The organism is Candidatus Binataceae bacterium (genome assembly GCA_035308025.1).
Taxonomy (GTDB): domain Bacteria; phylum Desulfobacterota; class Binatia; order Binatales; family Binataceae; genus JAJPHI01.
In genome coordinates, this window is record DATGHL010000033.1 from 110,994 (window position 1) to 125,665 (window position 14,672).

Annotated in this window: 12 protein-coding genes, 1 tRNA gene and 1 pseudogene; 9 read left to right on the forward strand and 5 right to left on the reverse strand. The window is 61.9% G+C overall.

What is annotated here, in order from left to right:
- Positions 1 to 53 precede the first annotated feature (53 nt).
- Positions 54 to 920, forward strand: coding sequence for a 3-keto-5-aminohexanoate cleavage protein (locus tag VKS22_10875; GenBank protein HLW71111.1), 867 nt, complete (start codon positions 54 to 56; stop codon positions 918 to 920).
- Between the two features lie 4 nt (positions 921 to 924).
- Here VKS22_10875 and VKS22_10880 read toward each other — a convergent pair whose 3' ends face one another.
- Positions 925 to 1,914: an SDR family oxidoreductase gene (locus tag VKS22_10880; GenBank protein ID HLW71112.1), complete on the reverse strand. Its 990-nt coding sequence runs from the start codon at positions 1,912 to 1,914 to the stop codon at positions 925 to 927.
- Between the two features lie 121 nt (positions 1,915 to 2,035).
- Here VKS22_10880 and VKS22_10885 point away from each other — a divergent pair, with 121 nt between their 5' ends.
- On the forward strand, positions 2,036 to 3,142 hold the full coding sequence (locus VKS22_10885; GenBank protein HLW71113.1) for an aminopeptidase: 1,107 nt from the start codon (positions 2,036 to 2,038) through the stop codon (positions 3,140 to 3,142).
- Positions 3,143 to 3,673: 531 nt separating this feature from the next.
- On the opposite strand, the gene VKS22_10890 is transcribed toward VKS22_10885, so the two are convergent.
- Positions 3,674 to 4,435, reverse strand: coding sequence for a crotonase/enoyl-CoA hydratase family protein (locus VKS22_10890; protein ID HLW71114.1), 762 nt, complete (start codon positions 4,433 to 4,435; stop codon positions 3,674 to 3,676).
- 16 nt (positions 4,436 to 4,451) lie between these two features.
- Positions 4,452 to 5,096, reverse strand: coding sequence for an alpha/beta family hydrolase (locus VKS22_10895; protein HLW71115.1), 645 nt, complete (start codon positions 5,094 to 5,096; stop codon positions 4,452 to 4,454).
- Positions 5,097 to 5,228: 132 nt separating this feature from the next.
- Between VKS22_10895 and VKS22_10900 the strand changes: the two genes are divergently transcribed.
- From VKS22_10900 to VKS22_10925, 6 genes and pseudogenes are all read left to right on the forward strand, one after another.
- Positions 5,229 to 5,894 (forward strand): O-methyltransferase, encoded by a 666-nt coding sequence (locus VKS22_10900; protein ID HLW71116.1) that lies wholly within the window; start codon positions 5,229 to 5,231, stop codon positions 5,892 to 5,894.
- A 94-nt stretch (positions 5,895 to 5,988) separates the two neighbouring features.
- Positions 5,989 to 8,430 carry a leucine--tRNA ligase gene (gene leuS / locus VKS22_10905; GenBank protein HLW71117.1) on the forward strand — a complete coding sequence of 814 codons (2,442 nt, stop codon included), beginning with the start codon at positions 5,989 to 5,991 and terminating at the stop codon, positions 8,428 to 8,430.
- A 22-nt stretch (positions 8,431 to 8,452) separates the two neighbouring features.
- Entirely contained in the window at positions 8,453 to 8,746 is a 294-nt protein-coding gene (locus VKS22_10910) for an SIMPL domain-containing protein (GenBank protein HLW71118.1), read from the forward strand.
- Positions 8,746 to 9,021, forward strand: coding sequence for a hypothetical protein (locus VKS22_10915; GenBank protein HLW71119.1), 276 nt, complete (start codon positions 8,746 to 8,748; stop codon positions 9,019 to 9,021). Before VKS22_10910 ends, VKS22_10915 begins: the two co-directional genes overlap by 1 nt.
- A 206-nt stretch (positions 9,022 to 9,227) precedes the next feature.
- A pseudogene (locus VKS22_10920) lies at positions 9,228 to 9,965 on the forward strand (SIMPL domain-containing protein).
- A gap of 545 nt (positions 9,966 to 10,510) precedes the next feature.
- The gene (locus tag VKS22_10925; protein HLW71120.1) at positions 10,511 to 11,461 is read left to right on the forward strand and encodes a hypothetical protein; all 951 of its coding nucleotides are present in this window, start codon (positions 10,511 to 10,513) and stop codon (positions 11,459 to 11,461) included.
- Between the two features lie 49 nt (positions 11,462 to 11,510).
- Here VKS22_10925 and VKS22_10930 read toward each other — a convergent pair.
- Together VKS22_10930 and pgsA are read right to left on the reverse strand one after the other, a co-directional pair.
- Positions 11,511 to 11,586, reverse strand: a tRNA-Gly gene (locus tag VKS22_10930).
- Positions 11,587 to 11,667: 81 nt separating this feature from the next.
- Positions 11,668 to 12,258, reverse strand: coding sequence for a CDP-diacylglycerol--glycerol-3-phosphate 3-phosphatidyltransferase (gene pgsA, locus VKS22_10935; protein ID HLW71121.1), 591 nt, complete (start codon positions 12,256 to 12,258; stop codon positions 11,668 to 11,670).
- Between the two features lie 777 nt (positions 12,259 to 13,035).
- On the opposite strand from pgsA, the gene VKS22_10940 reads away from it, so the two are divergent.
- Entirely contained in the window at positions 13,036 to 13,827 is a 792-nt protein-coding gene (locus tag VKS22_10940) for a hypothetical protein (GenBank protein ID HLW71122.1), read from the forward strand.
- The last annotated feature ends 845 nt before the right edge of the window (positions 13,828 to 14,672 follow it).

Genomic DNA, 14,672 nt, shown 5'->3' on the forward strand with positions numbered 1-14,672 from the left:
CGGCGGACTCGTGGGAACGTACTTAGGATTCGGACCGAAGCGGAGGAACGCTCATGGCCAAGGTGATCATCGAAGCGGCTATTAACGGCAATGCGGCGAAAAAGCTGAATCCGCACATCGGCTATTCGCCCGAAGAGATCGGCAACGACGCCATCGCGACCTGCAAGGCGGGCGCGGCGATAATCCACTTCCATGTGCGCGACCCCGAGACCGGCAAGTGGGTCCATGACGTTCCCTACTATGCCGAGGTCTATCGGCGCTCGCGTGCGGCCTGTAAGGCGATGCTCTGGCCGACCTTTCCGATGGGCGACGACGCGGCCAAGCGCTTCAGCCATTTCGTCGAACTCGCCAAGGATCCCGCGACCAAGCCCGATTTCGGCGCCGGCGACATGGGCTCGGTGAATCTCGTCGGCTACGATCCCGCGACAAAAAAGCTTCACGGCGATGATACCGTCTATCAAAACTCCTACCCGACGATTCGCTATTTCCTCACGATGTCGCGCGAGCTGGGCCTCCGCCCGACGCTCCAGATTTTCGATCCGAGTTTCCTGCGCGCCGCGCTCGTGTTTCTCGATCAGGGCATCCTGACGGAGCCGCTGATGCTCAAGTTTTATCTCGGCGGACCGGAACTGCCCTTCGGCTTGCCGCCGTCTCTGAAGAGTCTTGAGGCCTATCTCGATATGCTCAAGGGCGTGCGCGCCAACTGGTTCGCGGCGACGCTCGGCGGTGACAATCTGCCGATGGTCCCGCTCATCGTGAGCCTGGGCGGCCACGTTCGGGTTGGGCTCGAGGATTACCAGTACACGCACGAAGGACAGCTCAGCAATCCGCAAATCGTCGAGCGCGCCGCGACGGTGATCCGCGCGATGGGCCACGAGGTCGCGACCCCCGACGAGGCCCGCAGTATTCTCGAAGCGTGAACGATTAGCTCTTTGCCGGGGCTTTGCCGGCGAAGCGCAGTGGCGCGCTGTGACTCCACGCGATCGCGGCTTCACGCACCTCGAGTTCGATCTGCTTCCACCTGACGCTGATGGCGTCGGCGTCGCCCTCGACCATTAGTGCGAACAGCCCCTGTCGCAACTCCTCCGGACTGCGCGCCAGCAATTGCATAAAGGCGCGCGCAGCCTCGTCCGGCTCGAGCATCCGCGGCTGCCAGCGGCCGAATACCTTCGGATTTTCGGCGTATTCGCCGGTCATCCCGGTGCGCACGAAGGGCAGCAGGATGCACGACGCGGTGACCATCGCCGCGTCGCGGCCGAGATTGACCTGCAACAGCTTCGGCAGCGCGAGGACGCCCCAATTGCTGATCACGTAGCCCGGCACCCCGGCGCCGGGATCGATCGCCTGACGCGACGAGACGTAAACCACCTGCAGCGGCTCCCGATAGTGCACCGCCTCGCCCGCCCACAGATGCGTCAGCGCGAGGAAGCCGTCGATCTTGGTGTTGAGCACCATCCGCGACTCGCCGAGGTTGTCGATAAAGTGGCGGCGGGTGCGCGCCCGCCGCACCGCCAGCGGCTCACCCTCGATCGTGCGCGGCGCGCGGCCCAGCGTATAGCCGGTTTCGCTCAGACCCGAATTGCAGATCAACAGGTTCGGTGGCAGCCCGCCCATCTGTTCGATTACATAGGTGCGCGAGGCCCAAAGGTCGCCGAGATTCGTCACGTCCGCCTGCACCGGAAAAGCGTTGACTCCGGCTTTGCGTAGCGCTTCAACCAGATCGAAGCCGTCAGCATAGCTCTGATGGAAATGCACGGCGACGCTGGCCGCGCCGTTGAGCCCGGCCGCGAGCGCAAACGCCTGCCCCAAACCGCCATCCTTGCCCGCACCGGTGATCAGCACGCGCTTACCCTTGACGCCGCCGCCTAGCTCGTCGCCGAAGCGAAACTTCTCAGTCTCTGCGGTGAAACTCATGGTTCCTCCTGGCGATCGATCTAGGCGTGGATGGCTCCGCCCGCGCTTCACCATCATATAGCCGACGAAGACGAAACAACCGCGATTTTTCTCTGAGCGAACCCGCTAGACTCATCGCTCGATGCCGATCCTTCTCCCGTTCCATCATTCGCGATCGCGAGGCCGTGGCCGTCGTGCATGGTTCGCGCCGCTTTTCCTCTTAAGCGCGATCCTCAGCGGATGCGACATCGGCTACTTGGCGCGCGCCGCGTGCGAGGAGAGCCGCCTGCTCTGGCATCGGCAGCAGATCACGACGGTGCTCGCCAAGCCCGATCTCACGGCGGACGTTCGCGCGAAACTCGAGACGGTGCTGGCCGTGCGCAAGTTCGACGAGGATCAGCTCGGGCTGCGGGTCGGCGGCGCGTATGCGACCGTGACGAACGTCGATCAGCGCGCCGTCGTCTGGGTCGTGATGGCGGCGCCGCGCGATTCGCTGACGCCCTACACCTGGTGGTTTCCGATCGTCGGCAACGTGCCCTACCGCGGCTATTTCGACAAGTCGGCCGCCGAAGCCGAGGCCGCCGCGCTGGAGGCGCGCGGCTACGATACCTACGTCCGCTCGGCCATCGCCTTTTCGAGCCTCGGCTTCTTCAACGATCCGCTGCTCTCGAGTCTCCTCGCGCTCGATCGCGTCGAGTTGGCGGGGGTCATCACGCACGAGCTGTTCCATCGCACCTACTTCCTTGCCAGCGACATCATGTTCGACGAGACCGCGGCGACATGGGTCGGCAGCCGTGGCGCGCTGGAATTTTTTTCGCACACCGAGGGCGCTGAGTCGCCCGATGCGATCGCTGCGCGCGGTGTTTACGAGAGCGATCTCAAGTTCGGCGCGTTTCTGCAAAATGAAGAGGCGCGCCTGCTGCGGCTCTACGACAGCGGCCTTCCGCGCGAAGAGATTCTGGCCCGCCGGGGCGAGCTGTTTTCTCAGATCAACGCCGATTACGCGAAGCTGAAACCGTCACTGTCGGGACTCGAACGTTTCGACCTCGATACGATCAAGCTCAACAACGCGGTCTTACTGAACTACCTGATCTACTTTCATCAGCTCGAGACCTTCGCGGCGTTGGAGCGGCTGCATCACGGCGACGTGCGCGCGACCATCGCGGCGATCATCGCGCTGGCCAAGTCCGAACCGAGCGACCCGTTCTACGCGATCTGGCAAGCGACGCTGAACGCTCCTCCGTCCTAACGAAGTGAGTTGGAGCGCAGGATCTCCGCAAACTGTTCTGTGGATAACCAAGGCGGGTGACGCCGTGGTATCTCGCCTGGGTCAATCGTGACACGCTCAGGATCGACCGAACAAATCGGAGGATCTGATGAAGGTAATATCTTTACTGGGAGGGGCTGCGCTCGCCCTGACGGGCTGGGCTGCTCTGGCTTCCGCCACTGCGCTGAAGGGACCTTCCCTCAACGACAATCAAGTTGTCCAAAATGAGCAACTCGCGCAAAACGACCGAGTCGCCGAAAATGACCGCGGAGACCGAAAAGACCGGTACGACCAGTGGTATCAGGGCCAGCGTGGGCGCTGGAACCAGGAGTCTAACGGTTGGCAATGGCGGGCCGCGCAGGGCGACCAGTGGTATCAAGGACGGCGCGGACATTGGTATCGGGAGCATAATGGTTGGCAGTGGAGGGGCTCAGACGCCGGCAGGTGATGGTCGACGTACAGTGCCTTTGATACCAACCGGGCGGCGCCGCGGCTGACGGCGCCTAGTTGGTATCAAAACTTGCCGTGGCGGCCGGCGCCTTGCGCGAAGCGCGTCGCCCCCGCGACGGTCTCGCCCGAGCGAATCGTCGCCAGCCCAACCTGCGCCTCATGGTTGATCGCCGCGTCGAGCGGAAGCCCCCATTGCTCGTAGGCTGAGCGCCGATCGGATTTCATCGCGTTCGGCGGAAAGGCCGCGATCACCCGCGCCAGCTCAAGCGCATAAGTCAGCGCCGTCCCGTTCTCGACCAGCCGGTTCGCCAGTCCGATGCGCGCCGCCTCCTCGCCCGCGACGCCGCGGCCAGTGAGGATCATATCGAGCGCATGGCTCATCCCGATCAGCCGCGGCAGCCGAATCGTGCCGCCGTCGATCAGCGGCACCCCGAAGCGCCGGCAGAACACGCCGAACACCGCCTCGCGCGCCGCCACCCGCAAGTCGCACCAGAGCGCCAGTTCGAGCCCGCCGGCCACGGCGTAGCCTTCAACCGCCGCGACGACCGGCTTGCTCAGCAGCATCCGCGTGCACCCCATCGGCCCATCGCCGTCGAACGCAAACCGATTACCGCGTCCGCCGGAGACTGCCTTCAAGTCCGCGCCCGCGCAAAAATTACCACCGGCGCCGGTCAGTATCGCGACGTCGAGCCCGCCGTCGGCGTCGAATTTGCGGAAGGCCGCCGCGAGCGCCTCTGCGGTCGACTGATCGACGGCATTGCGCACCTCCGGTCGATTGATTGTCACGATCGCGATTCGTTCGTTGGTTGCGAATTCAACGTTCATAGACCCTCCGACGGGATCAGCTTGCGGTCGTAACGCGATGCAGCATCGATTCGAGCGCGCTCGTCAGTTGCTCCTCGAAGCCGCCGAAAAAATGGTCCGCGCCGGCGATAACCTTGAGCTGCGAGCGCGCGCCCAGTCCGCGATGGAGCGTCTCGAGCTCCGCGACCGGGCAGTAGCCATCGCGGTCGCCGGCGGCAAGGATGATCGGATGTTTGAATCGTTCAAGCGCCGTCGTATCCGCCATCCGGAGCGGCAGCGCGATCAGCGCGAGCGCCGCCAGATTATCGATCGACGGTGCGGCGGCCGCCGCCGCCATCGCACCGAATGAGTATCCCGCGAGCACGGCGCCGGTCACCACGACGCCCGCATGGCCGCTCAGGAATTGCACCGCCGCGGCCGCGTCCGCGGCCTCGCCCGCGCCGCCGCCATGTTCGCCCTCGCTCGCGCCGACGCCGCGGAAATTGAAGCGCAGCGTCGCCCATCCGAGGTTCCACATAGCCGTCAGCGCTGCATCCACGACGTTGTTGTACATCGATCCGCCATACAGCGGATGGGGATGACAGACGACTCCACCACGCACCGCTCCGGCTCCCGACGGGATCGCGAGCAGTCCTTCGAGCGTGAGCTCGCCCGAGCGAAAAGTGATTTGTTGCTCTTTCATTTTTTCACCGCGGCCTTGTCGAAATGACCCTGCCGCTCCATATACTACGAATGCTTGCCTGCGAACTATTATGCGAAAGCGCCGCCCCGCGACGGGGTTTGTAGCGATCGGCGTACGCGCTAGGCTCGGATCATGGCTGCCGAAGGCAAATTCACCTCGCTCGATCCGCAACTCTACGACTACATCCTGGCGCATGGCCATAACGGCGATCCGCTGCTCGCCGAGTTGGCTGACGAGACCGCGCACCGGCTCGGCCGCACCGCCGGGATGCAGATTGCTCCCGAGCAGGGCGCCTTCATGACGATGTTGGCGCGCGCGACCGGCGTCCGCTCCGCGATCGAGATCGGGACCTTCACCGGCTACAGCGCGATTTGCATCGCGCGGGCCCTGCCGCCCGACGGCCATCTACTTTGCTGCGACGTCAGCGAGGAGTGGACCGCGCTCGCGCGTGAGTATTGGCGCCGAGCCGGCGTTGCCGATCGGATCACGCTGAAGCTCGCCCCCGCGCTCGAAACCCTTCGCGCCCTCCCGCCCCGATCGAGCTTCGACTTCGCCTTTATCGACGCCGACAAAGCGAACTATCGCGCTTACTATGAGGAAATTCTGGCGCGCACGCGCCCGGGCGGCCTGATTCTGATCGACAATGTGCTCTGGAGCGGCGCGGTCCTCGACCGCTCGAATCAGACCGCCGACACCCGCGCGATCCGCGAGCTCAACGATTTCCTCGCCGCCGACGATCGCGTTGACGCCGTGATGCTGCCGATCGCCGACGGCCTCACTATCTGCCGCAAGAAGTAGGATAAACTCGATCTGCTGGCGCCGCCGCCGGAGCCGAGCAGAGCGGGCGCGTCAGCGACGCCGACTCAAGATTCCGACTGGAGCATCACGAAGCATGGCGATGGATGAACGCTACGACCCGCAAATGATCGAGCCCAAGTGGCGCGACGAATGGGAGCGCACCGACCTCTATCGCACGCGCGAAGAGCCCGGCCGCTCCAAATTCTACGGCCTCGAAATGTTTCCCTATCCCTCCGGCGACGGCCTCAGCGTCGGCCACCTGCACAACTACGTCCCTTGCGACGTCATCGGCCGCTACAAGCGGATGGCGGGCTTCAACGTCCTCCATGCGATGGGTTGGGACGCCTTCGGCCTGCCCGCCGAGAACGACGCGATCCTCAAAAAGCTCCATCCCAAGGAGACCGTTCCGCGCTACGCCGCAAACTTCAAGCGTCAGTTGAAGTTAGCCGGCTGCGCCTACGACTGGCGCCGCGAAATCAACTCCTCCACTCCCGAATATTACAAATGGACCCAATGGTTTTTCCTCCTGCTCTACAAGCGTGGGCTGGCCTACCGTGCGATGGGCTCGCAGTGGTGGTGCGAAATCTGCCGCACCATCCTCGCCAATGAGCAGGTCGTCAACGGATGCTGCTGGCGACACACCGAAACTCCGGTGACCAAGAAAGACCTCGAACAGTGGTTCTTCAAAATCACCGAATACGCCGATCGCCTGCTCGCCGACCTCGACGGCATCGATTGGCCCGAGCCGATCAAGCTGATGCAGCGCAACTGGATCGGCCGTTCCGAGGGCGCCGAGATCGCCTTTGCCGTCAGCGCGCATCCGGGCAAGGAAGTCCGTTTCTTCACGACGCGTCCCGATACCGTCTTCGGCGTCTCGTTCATGGTGCTCGCCCCTGAGCATCCGCTGGTCGCCGAGATCACGACGCCTGCGCAACGCGCAGAGGTCGCGGCCTACGTCACCGCGGCGCGGCGTCAGACCGAGATCGAACGGCTCTCGACCGTCAAGGAAAAGACCGGGGTCTTCACCGGGGCCTACGCGCGCAATCCCTTTTCCAACAAGGACGTGCCGATCTGGATCGCCGACTACGTCCTGATGGGCTATGGCACCGGCGCGATTATGGCCGCGCCGGGCGAGGATCAGCGCGACTTCGAGTTCGCGCAAAAGTACGGACTCGAAATCCCGGTCGTCACCGCCCCCGCCGACGGTAGCGCCGCCCCCGACGATCGCGCCTTCAGTGATTACGGCGTCGCGATCAATTCGGGCTTCCTCGACGGCATGAAAACCGCCGATGCGCTCCGCGCTGTCTGCAAGTATGTCGAGGAGCAGAGCTTCGGCCGCGCCACCGTCAGCTACCGGATGCGCGACTGGCTGATCTCCCGTCAGCGCTATTGGGGCTGTCCCATTCCGATCATCTACTGCGCGCGCGACGGCATTGTCGCGGTCCCCGACGATCAATTGCCCGTCGTGCTGCCCGACATGACCGATTACCAGCCCTCAGGCACGGGGCGCTCGCCGCTCGCCAACGTTCCCGAATTCGTCAACACTACCTGCCCGAAATGCGGCGGTCACGCCCAGCGCGAGACCGATACCCTCGACGGCTTCGCCTGCTCCTCCTGGTACTTCCTGCGCTTCGCGTCGCCGCATGAAGCCGCCGCGCCGTTCGAGAAACGCGCCGGCGATTACTGGCTGCCGGTGGACCTCTACGTCGGCGGCGCCGAGCACGCCGTGATGCATCTCCTCTACGCGCGGATGTGGACCAAGGTGATGTACGACGCCGGCCTCATCAATTTCATCGAGCCGTTTCCGGTCTTGCGCAACCAGGGGATGATCTGGGCCGAAGACGGCCAGAAGATGTCCAAGAGCAAGGGCAACGTCGTCACGCCCGACACGATGGTCGAAAAATATGGCGCCGACGCGCTGCGGCTCTGGGAGCTCTTCATGGGGCCCTTCGAGGAGGCCACCAACTGGAACGAAGAGGGCGTCTTCGGCACCGCGCGCTATCTTTCGCGCGTCTGGACCATGGTCCGCCGCTATGTCGCCGCTGGATGTCCCGATGGCGCACCCGCGCTCGAAACTCTCCGCCGCGCCCACAAGACGCTGCGCACAGTCACCGATCACGTCGAGCGGATGCGCTTCAACACCGCGCTCGCGACCCTGATGGAACAGCTCAACTATATTCAGAAGCTCGCGCCCGCCGAGCTTGGCCGCTTCACCGTCGAGAGTTACGTGCTGATGCTCGCGCCGCTCGCGCCCTTTATCGTCGAGGAGTTCTGGCGCGAGCTCGGCCATGCCACCTCGATCCATCTCGAAGCCTGGCCGAAGTATGATCCTGAACTCACGCGTGACGAGACCGTAACCGTCGTCGTGCAGGTCAACGGCAAGGTCCGCGATCGCTTGGTGGTCGAGGCCGGCGCCGCCGAGGACGTCGTGCGCGGGATGGCGCTCGACAGCGAGGCGGTGCGCAAGCACCTCGACGGCAAGCCGCCGAAAAAGGTCATCTACGTCCCGAACAAACTCGTCAGCATCGTCGCGTAGGGCCGCTACCCAGGAGAGCAACATGAGTCGTCGGGGAATGGTCCTGCTCATGGGCCTGATTTTGTGTTACGCATCAATCACGTCTGGCCAGACCGGAACGGTCGCTTCCAGCCAGATCGGAACGGTCGCGTCCGGAACGATCGCGCCCGGAGCGCGGACCATCACGGTGGACGGACACGGCGAATCGAAGGCCAAGCCCGACCTCATGACGGTCGCGTTTACGGTCGAGAGCAAGGCGCCAACCGGCGAGGAATGCCCCCAGCTCCAGAGCAAGAAGATCAATGAGTTAATATCGAGACCAGCAATTATGCCCTGATGCCCACTGAAGAACAGATAGTCACTGGAGCTATCTCGGCCGAGTCTGGAGGCTGGCTCTTTACCGCTGGGGTGACTGCGACGACTCCGAGTCTGCAGGAGCTAGGGGCGCTGGTTCAAGCCGGGCTCGCCGCGGGCGCTTCAAAACTACGGCAGGTTGAGTTGCAGGAGGTGGAGGTGGGTCCGCAAGATCGCGGTTCGGGCTTGACCAGCGCCATCGTTTATGGCCCAAAGGCGGCAAGGATAGGTGGTACAAGTGCCTTCGGCGACTTTTGAAGTGTCTGGCCGAGGCTCGACGTCGATCGCAGCGGCTAACGATGGCGCCCGCAAGGTTGCGAGGGTTGAGCAGGCGCTGAAAGCTAAACTTCAGGGTCACGGTGAGACCAGCGTTACTGAACTGAACATGCAGCCGGAGACACCGCAACAGGCGGCGCAGCAGCCTACGCGACAGGTCTTCTCTACGCAACACAACCGTCACAGTAAAAACACCGGCGCTGGACGCGCTAGGTCCCGTACTCCAGCTTGAGGCGAATACCGTGGCGAGCCAGGAGGCAATCGCCCAGGCCTCCGAAGATGCCCAGCGCAAAGCGCAGACGCTCGCGTCGTCGATGGGAATTAAGCTGGGCAAGATTCTCAACATTTCGACCAACGCGCAGGCGCGACCGAGGGTGTTTTATGCGAACAGTTTCGCTCAAATCGCCGCCGAGGGTGGTGCCGATGCTTCAGCTCCGCGCGCGATGCCCGTGCTTCCCAACGACGTGTCGCTGAGTGCGGCCGAGCGGCTTGCGCGTCTCGCCGAAACGATGCTCGCCGGGCCGCATCCCGAGAAATTCGCCTTGATGAATGCGCATCACAATTCGAGGGAATCGAAGTTCGGCCATATGCGTGAGCGGCCGCCATTGCTCGAAACCTTCCGCAGTATCCGCACAGAAGGCTTGTGGGTGAAAATGACCAGCGTCGACGAGGCGGACCCGGAATACGCTGATCTGCTGCAGCGGATAATCGAGGAAACCGAAACGCTGAGCGGGTTACCGTTGCGTCGGCAGATCGAATGGTCGGCCCTGACGATCCTGCTCGACTCGCCACTCATCGCGCTGCAGTATCATATGGATCACGAGTTCAATCTGCTTTTGCAGGTTCAGGGCATCAAAGAAGTCCACCTCTTTGACGGCACCGACCGCTCCATCCTGAGCGAACACGAGATCGAAGGCTTTATCTGAATGATTTCGACGCGCCCGCGCTGCATGACGGAGCGCAGGACAAAGACCGCAGCTTCAGCTAACCCCAGGCGCGGGTCTGCATATTCTACCGCTGTCGCCGCATTGGGTGCGTAACGGCGATTGCGTCTCGATCTCCGCCAGCTTCATCTTCTCGACTCGGACTCTCAACGCACGCGCGAAAGTCTTTCAGGCCAATCACTTCATTCGCAGGCTCGGCCTGCGCCCGCGCGAGCCCGAGGGGTCACACTTGCGCGACGCGACGCGCCTGAGTGATCGCATGAAAAGCGCCGGTATGCGATTGCTCTCGAAACGCCGCCCCCGCAGTCGCCACGAGCTGATATTTTCGGGCGCCGATCGGCTGGGGCGTTCAATCGGGATGGTGAGCCGGCTGCGACAGCGCCTGCTGGGAAATCGGTGAGATACGTCGAATTGACGAAGCTAACCTGTAACATCCGTCAATACCAGCCTAAAGGCATGATTAATTGATCGTCGGTGGGGTATGCCAAGCACTGGAAACGTGAAATCAATAGTGCTATACGTAGCCCATGACGAGCGTCATCGAGTCCGATGATTCAGTTTTTCGCGACTGCTTAGGCCGTTCGGCATTTTCCTTCGGTCATCGCCTCGCTGATCATCCTCTCTTCGATCTCGACCGGCTCGCACGCCTCGCTGAGAAGGTCGTGCATGGGCCGTATGCTGGTAAGTCGATTCTGCTGGACGCGCACAACGCCGAGGCCCAAACCAAGTTCAGCACGATGGCCGCCTACGACTTGCAGGGCGACACAATCACTGAAATCGAACGGGCCGCGTTATGGCTCAAACTGTCAAGCGTCGAAAAGTCTGACAAAGATTACGCCGACCTGCTGCAATCGATTCTGTGTGACATCGAAGCTCTCTCCGGAGTTCCGCTGCGATGTGAAATAACCTGGTCGGGCATGACGATTGTCGTGAGCTCTCCGGGGATTACGACGCCTTATCACATCGACCACGAATATAACTTCCTGCTGCAGATTCGAGGCGAAAAGAACGTCAATCTGCTCGACGGCGCGGATCGCGAAATCCTGAGCGCAAGGGAAATTGAAGCCTTCTACGTTAACGATTTTGACGCTCCGAGCTTTCGCGACGAGTCGCGAGTGAAAAGCCGCTGTTTTCATCTGGCGCCGGGGATCGGCGTCCATCAGCCGCCGCTGGCGCCACACTGGGTTCAGAACTGCGAGAACCTGTCAATCTCCGTCAGCATAATGTTCTGCACGCGCGAACTGAACGCGCGCGCGAAGGTCTTCCAGGCCAACCACTTTCTGCGCAGTCTTGGTTTCGCACCGCTTGAACCTAGCGCATCACCTCTGAGTGACCGGCTGAAGACTTTCAGCCTCGGGCTGCTGTCGAAACATCGGCCCAAGGATTATCACGAAATGCTCTATTCCGGCGTCGAGCGGCTGCAGGCACCGGTCAAATTCGCCCGTCGTCTGCGTCATCGTCAGCCGACTTCACCCTGACCCGCCGCCGCGCAACGCTGCGCGTCTCTTGCGGAATACGGCTAATGACTGGAGCGGGTGATCGGTTTCGAACCGACGACCTCGTGCTTGGCAAGCACGCGCTCTACCAACTGAGCTACACCCGCCCCGCATGGCTGGAGCAGACCAAAGTTTGTAACGGTCCCTTGCGACACTGTCAAACTGCTCGGCTCATCGAACCGCCCCGCTCATTGCGCGACGGCGCGCTTCGGCCGAGGCATTCGTTGCTCGCCGGCGAAGATCCCCCGGGCCTTGACGAAGTACTCGACCCCGGACCAGAGGCTGAGGATCAGCGAAAGCCACAACACCAGCATCCCGGCGGCGAAAAAATCGACGTGCCAGTAGGTGTAATGAATCAGCAGCCCCTCGAGCGCGATACATTGCAGCGCCATCTTGTACTTGCCGAGTTCGTCAGCGCCGATAATCTCCCCTTCCACCGCGGCGATCGCACGCAGGCCGGTTATCAGCACCTCGCGAGCCATCAGCACAGCGACGATCCAGGCCGGTACGCGCGGCGTCCTCGGAATACCCGCCAGCATGATCAATGCCGACATTACCACGAGCTTGTCGGCGATCGGATCGAGAAATTTCCCCAGCATCGTGCCGGAGTCGTAATTGCGTGCGATATAGCCGTCGAGAAAATCGGTTAGCGACGCCACCAGGAACACTGCCGCGGCGATAGCGGAGGGCGAGGGTCCCGGATACAGCAGCAGCACGATGATCACCGGGACCGCTGCGATCCGGCTCAGCGTTAGCAGATTGGGCGTCGTGAACAGCATCAGAGGTCGGCGTCGCCTGCCGCCATCTTCAGCCTATGGCAAGCGCCTATCTGCCGCAACGAAAGTTGATACAGAAAGCGCCGCGCGATTTCGTTTATCGCCGGCGGCGACAGTCAGTTAGAGGAGGGCTGCAGGTCATCAAATTGTGACGCGGTCGAGACCTGTGGATAATTTTTGCCTAAAGAGCATCGCTTTTCCTTGCGCCGCCCCCCTGAATGTTACGTTGCGCGATAGGATCACGGTCGGAGAATTCTGACATGGGCAGAAGTTTTAACGGCGGTGGTTATCTTTCAGCGTGGCGCGGCAGGGGCAGCGGTCGGATGCAGAGCGACTCGCTGCGACGCATAGGTGCAGCAATCGCGGGGGATGTTGGCCGCGCGGTATTGATGGCTGCGGTTCTTGTCGCTTGCATCCTCGGTACGGCGAACGCGGGCCAGATTGGGCCGACCTGTCCCCCCGGACAAACGACGAGGGGTTACAGCGATCTCGACGGAAAGACCATCTGGACCTGCGTGAACGTGGGAGAGACGAGGATGCCAGCCGATCCACCAGCGGTCGGGCAAGCCATGAGTTGCAACCGAGACGAGGACTGCCCGGGAGCCTCTAGGTGTGAGTGGGCCTCTAGCTATCAGTCCGGGACCTGTGGCCGCACCAATGCCTGGTGCAACTCCGATGCTGAGTGCAAGTATTCCGAGTTTTGCGACACGACAAAGTCCGACCCGGTGTTCAAGGGAGCGTGCGCCCCGCGCGGCGGACATTATCCGAACTAGGCTCGCGATGGAGCAAGGTCAAGAAGGCGCAGGTTCGAAAGGGGGAAAGACGTTGCAAAACCATCGTCCATTCATTGTCTTAACTTTCGCGGGTGCATTCGTGCTCTGGTTAGGCGTGGCCTTCGCCGGTTCAGCCTTGGTGTCAAATCCGGCTTGGCAGTTTATTGGTCCTAAACCAATCCAAAACGTTACGGCCAACTTCGGAGGAGTCCAGATTGGACAGCCGTTTGCGGCAACCGGGCGTATTACCGCCATTGCCGCCGATCCCACCACGTCGGGAAGATTGTTTGTCGGAACGGCCGGCGCGGGTGTATGGATGAGTAGCGACGGCGGCAACACCTTCACCAGGATCAGTGGCGTCCTCGACACATCGACGTTCGGCCAAGGGTTTCCGCAGACGACGGTCGGCGCCTTGGCGCTGAATGCGACGACCAATCCGCCAACCATATTTCTAGCAACGGGCGAGGGTAACGGTGGCGATTCGTTTTGGGGAGACGGGCTGTTCAGCACGGCTAACTTAGGATCGAGTTGGTCGTCAATCGCGGGTACAGTGATCGAGCCGGGCGGCTTTATGCTTCCGTCGAGCCAACTAGAGGAGGGGTTCACGAGGCTAGCAATCGATACCAGCCATTCTCCACCGTACGTTTACGCAGCGGCAGTTCCCGAATTGGGCACCGATCGAGCTGGCCTCAGTCCTGTAAAGAGCCTGACTTTTGGAGGGTTCTGGGGCCTTTGGCGCTCCACGGACGGGGGTTCCACGTTCACTCAGTATGCCCCCTCGGCACTGGGCGGAGTGTGATCGCGGGCTCAAGCTCTCCGTGTCCCGCCGATGACGTCGTTATCGATTCATCTACAGGAACCGTCTTTGCCGCGGTACACGACTACGGCGTTTTCGTTTCTACGAACTCTGGCAATACCTGGTCGGCCGCGACACTGCCCGGCATCACTAACGGCTCAGTAGGCCGAATCGGCTTGGCGGCAGCCGACGGCGTCGCCTATGCAATGGTGGGATCCAGCGCTGGAAGTAGCTACTTGGGGCTTTTCAGGTATTCGGGCTCGACTTGGCTGTCAGTGAAAGTGCCCTGTCAACTTCTTACAGCTCCCAAGTTGGTCGTTTATATCGACGGAACCGCGGACACCAGTGGTTCCTGCTTGAATCCTAGCGCGTTTTCTCAGTCGGATTTCGATCAAACACTGACCATTCAGCCGGGCACCCACGGAAGCGGGGTAGTTTTCGGTGGCGTCGGTCTCTACTACTCGGCCGATTCCGCCAACACCTGGACGTTCCTAAGCGTGAGCGTATATTCTTCCCCGGTCTAGCCACCGACCCTGCGGTTTCTCAGTATCTGCTCTTCGGCTCCTTCTATGTATATTCCTCTACTGATGGAATGGCTAGCTGGAGCCAGCAGACGACGCAGGATCTAACACGCGGCTGCCTCTACCCCCCGAAGGGAGTTTCAGCCCCTTGCGGCGTCCAGGATATCGAGTTCGCCCCCGCTAATCATGGTAAGTCTAAAGGACTTGACTACAGATTCCATTGCTGCTAATCTTGTTTCCATGATGACCCTACGGCAGTTGATGGAAACCTTCCCGACGAGCGACGCTTACAAGCAATTCCTGATGGATCGGCGCTGGCCCGACGGG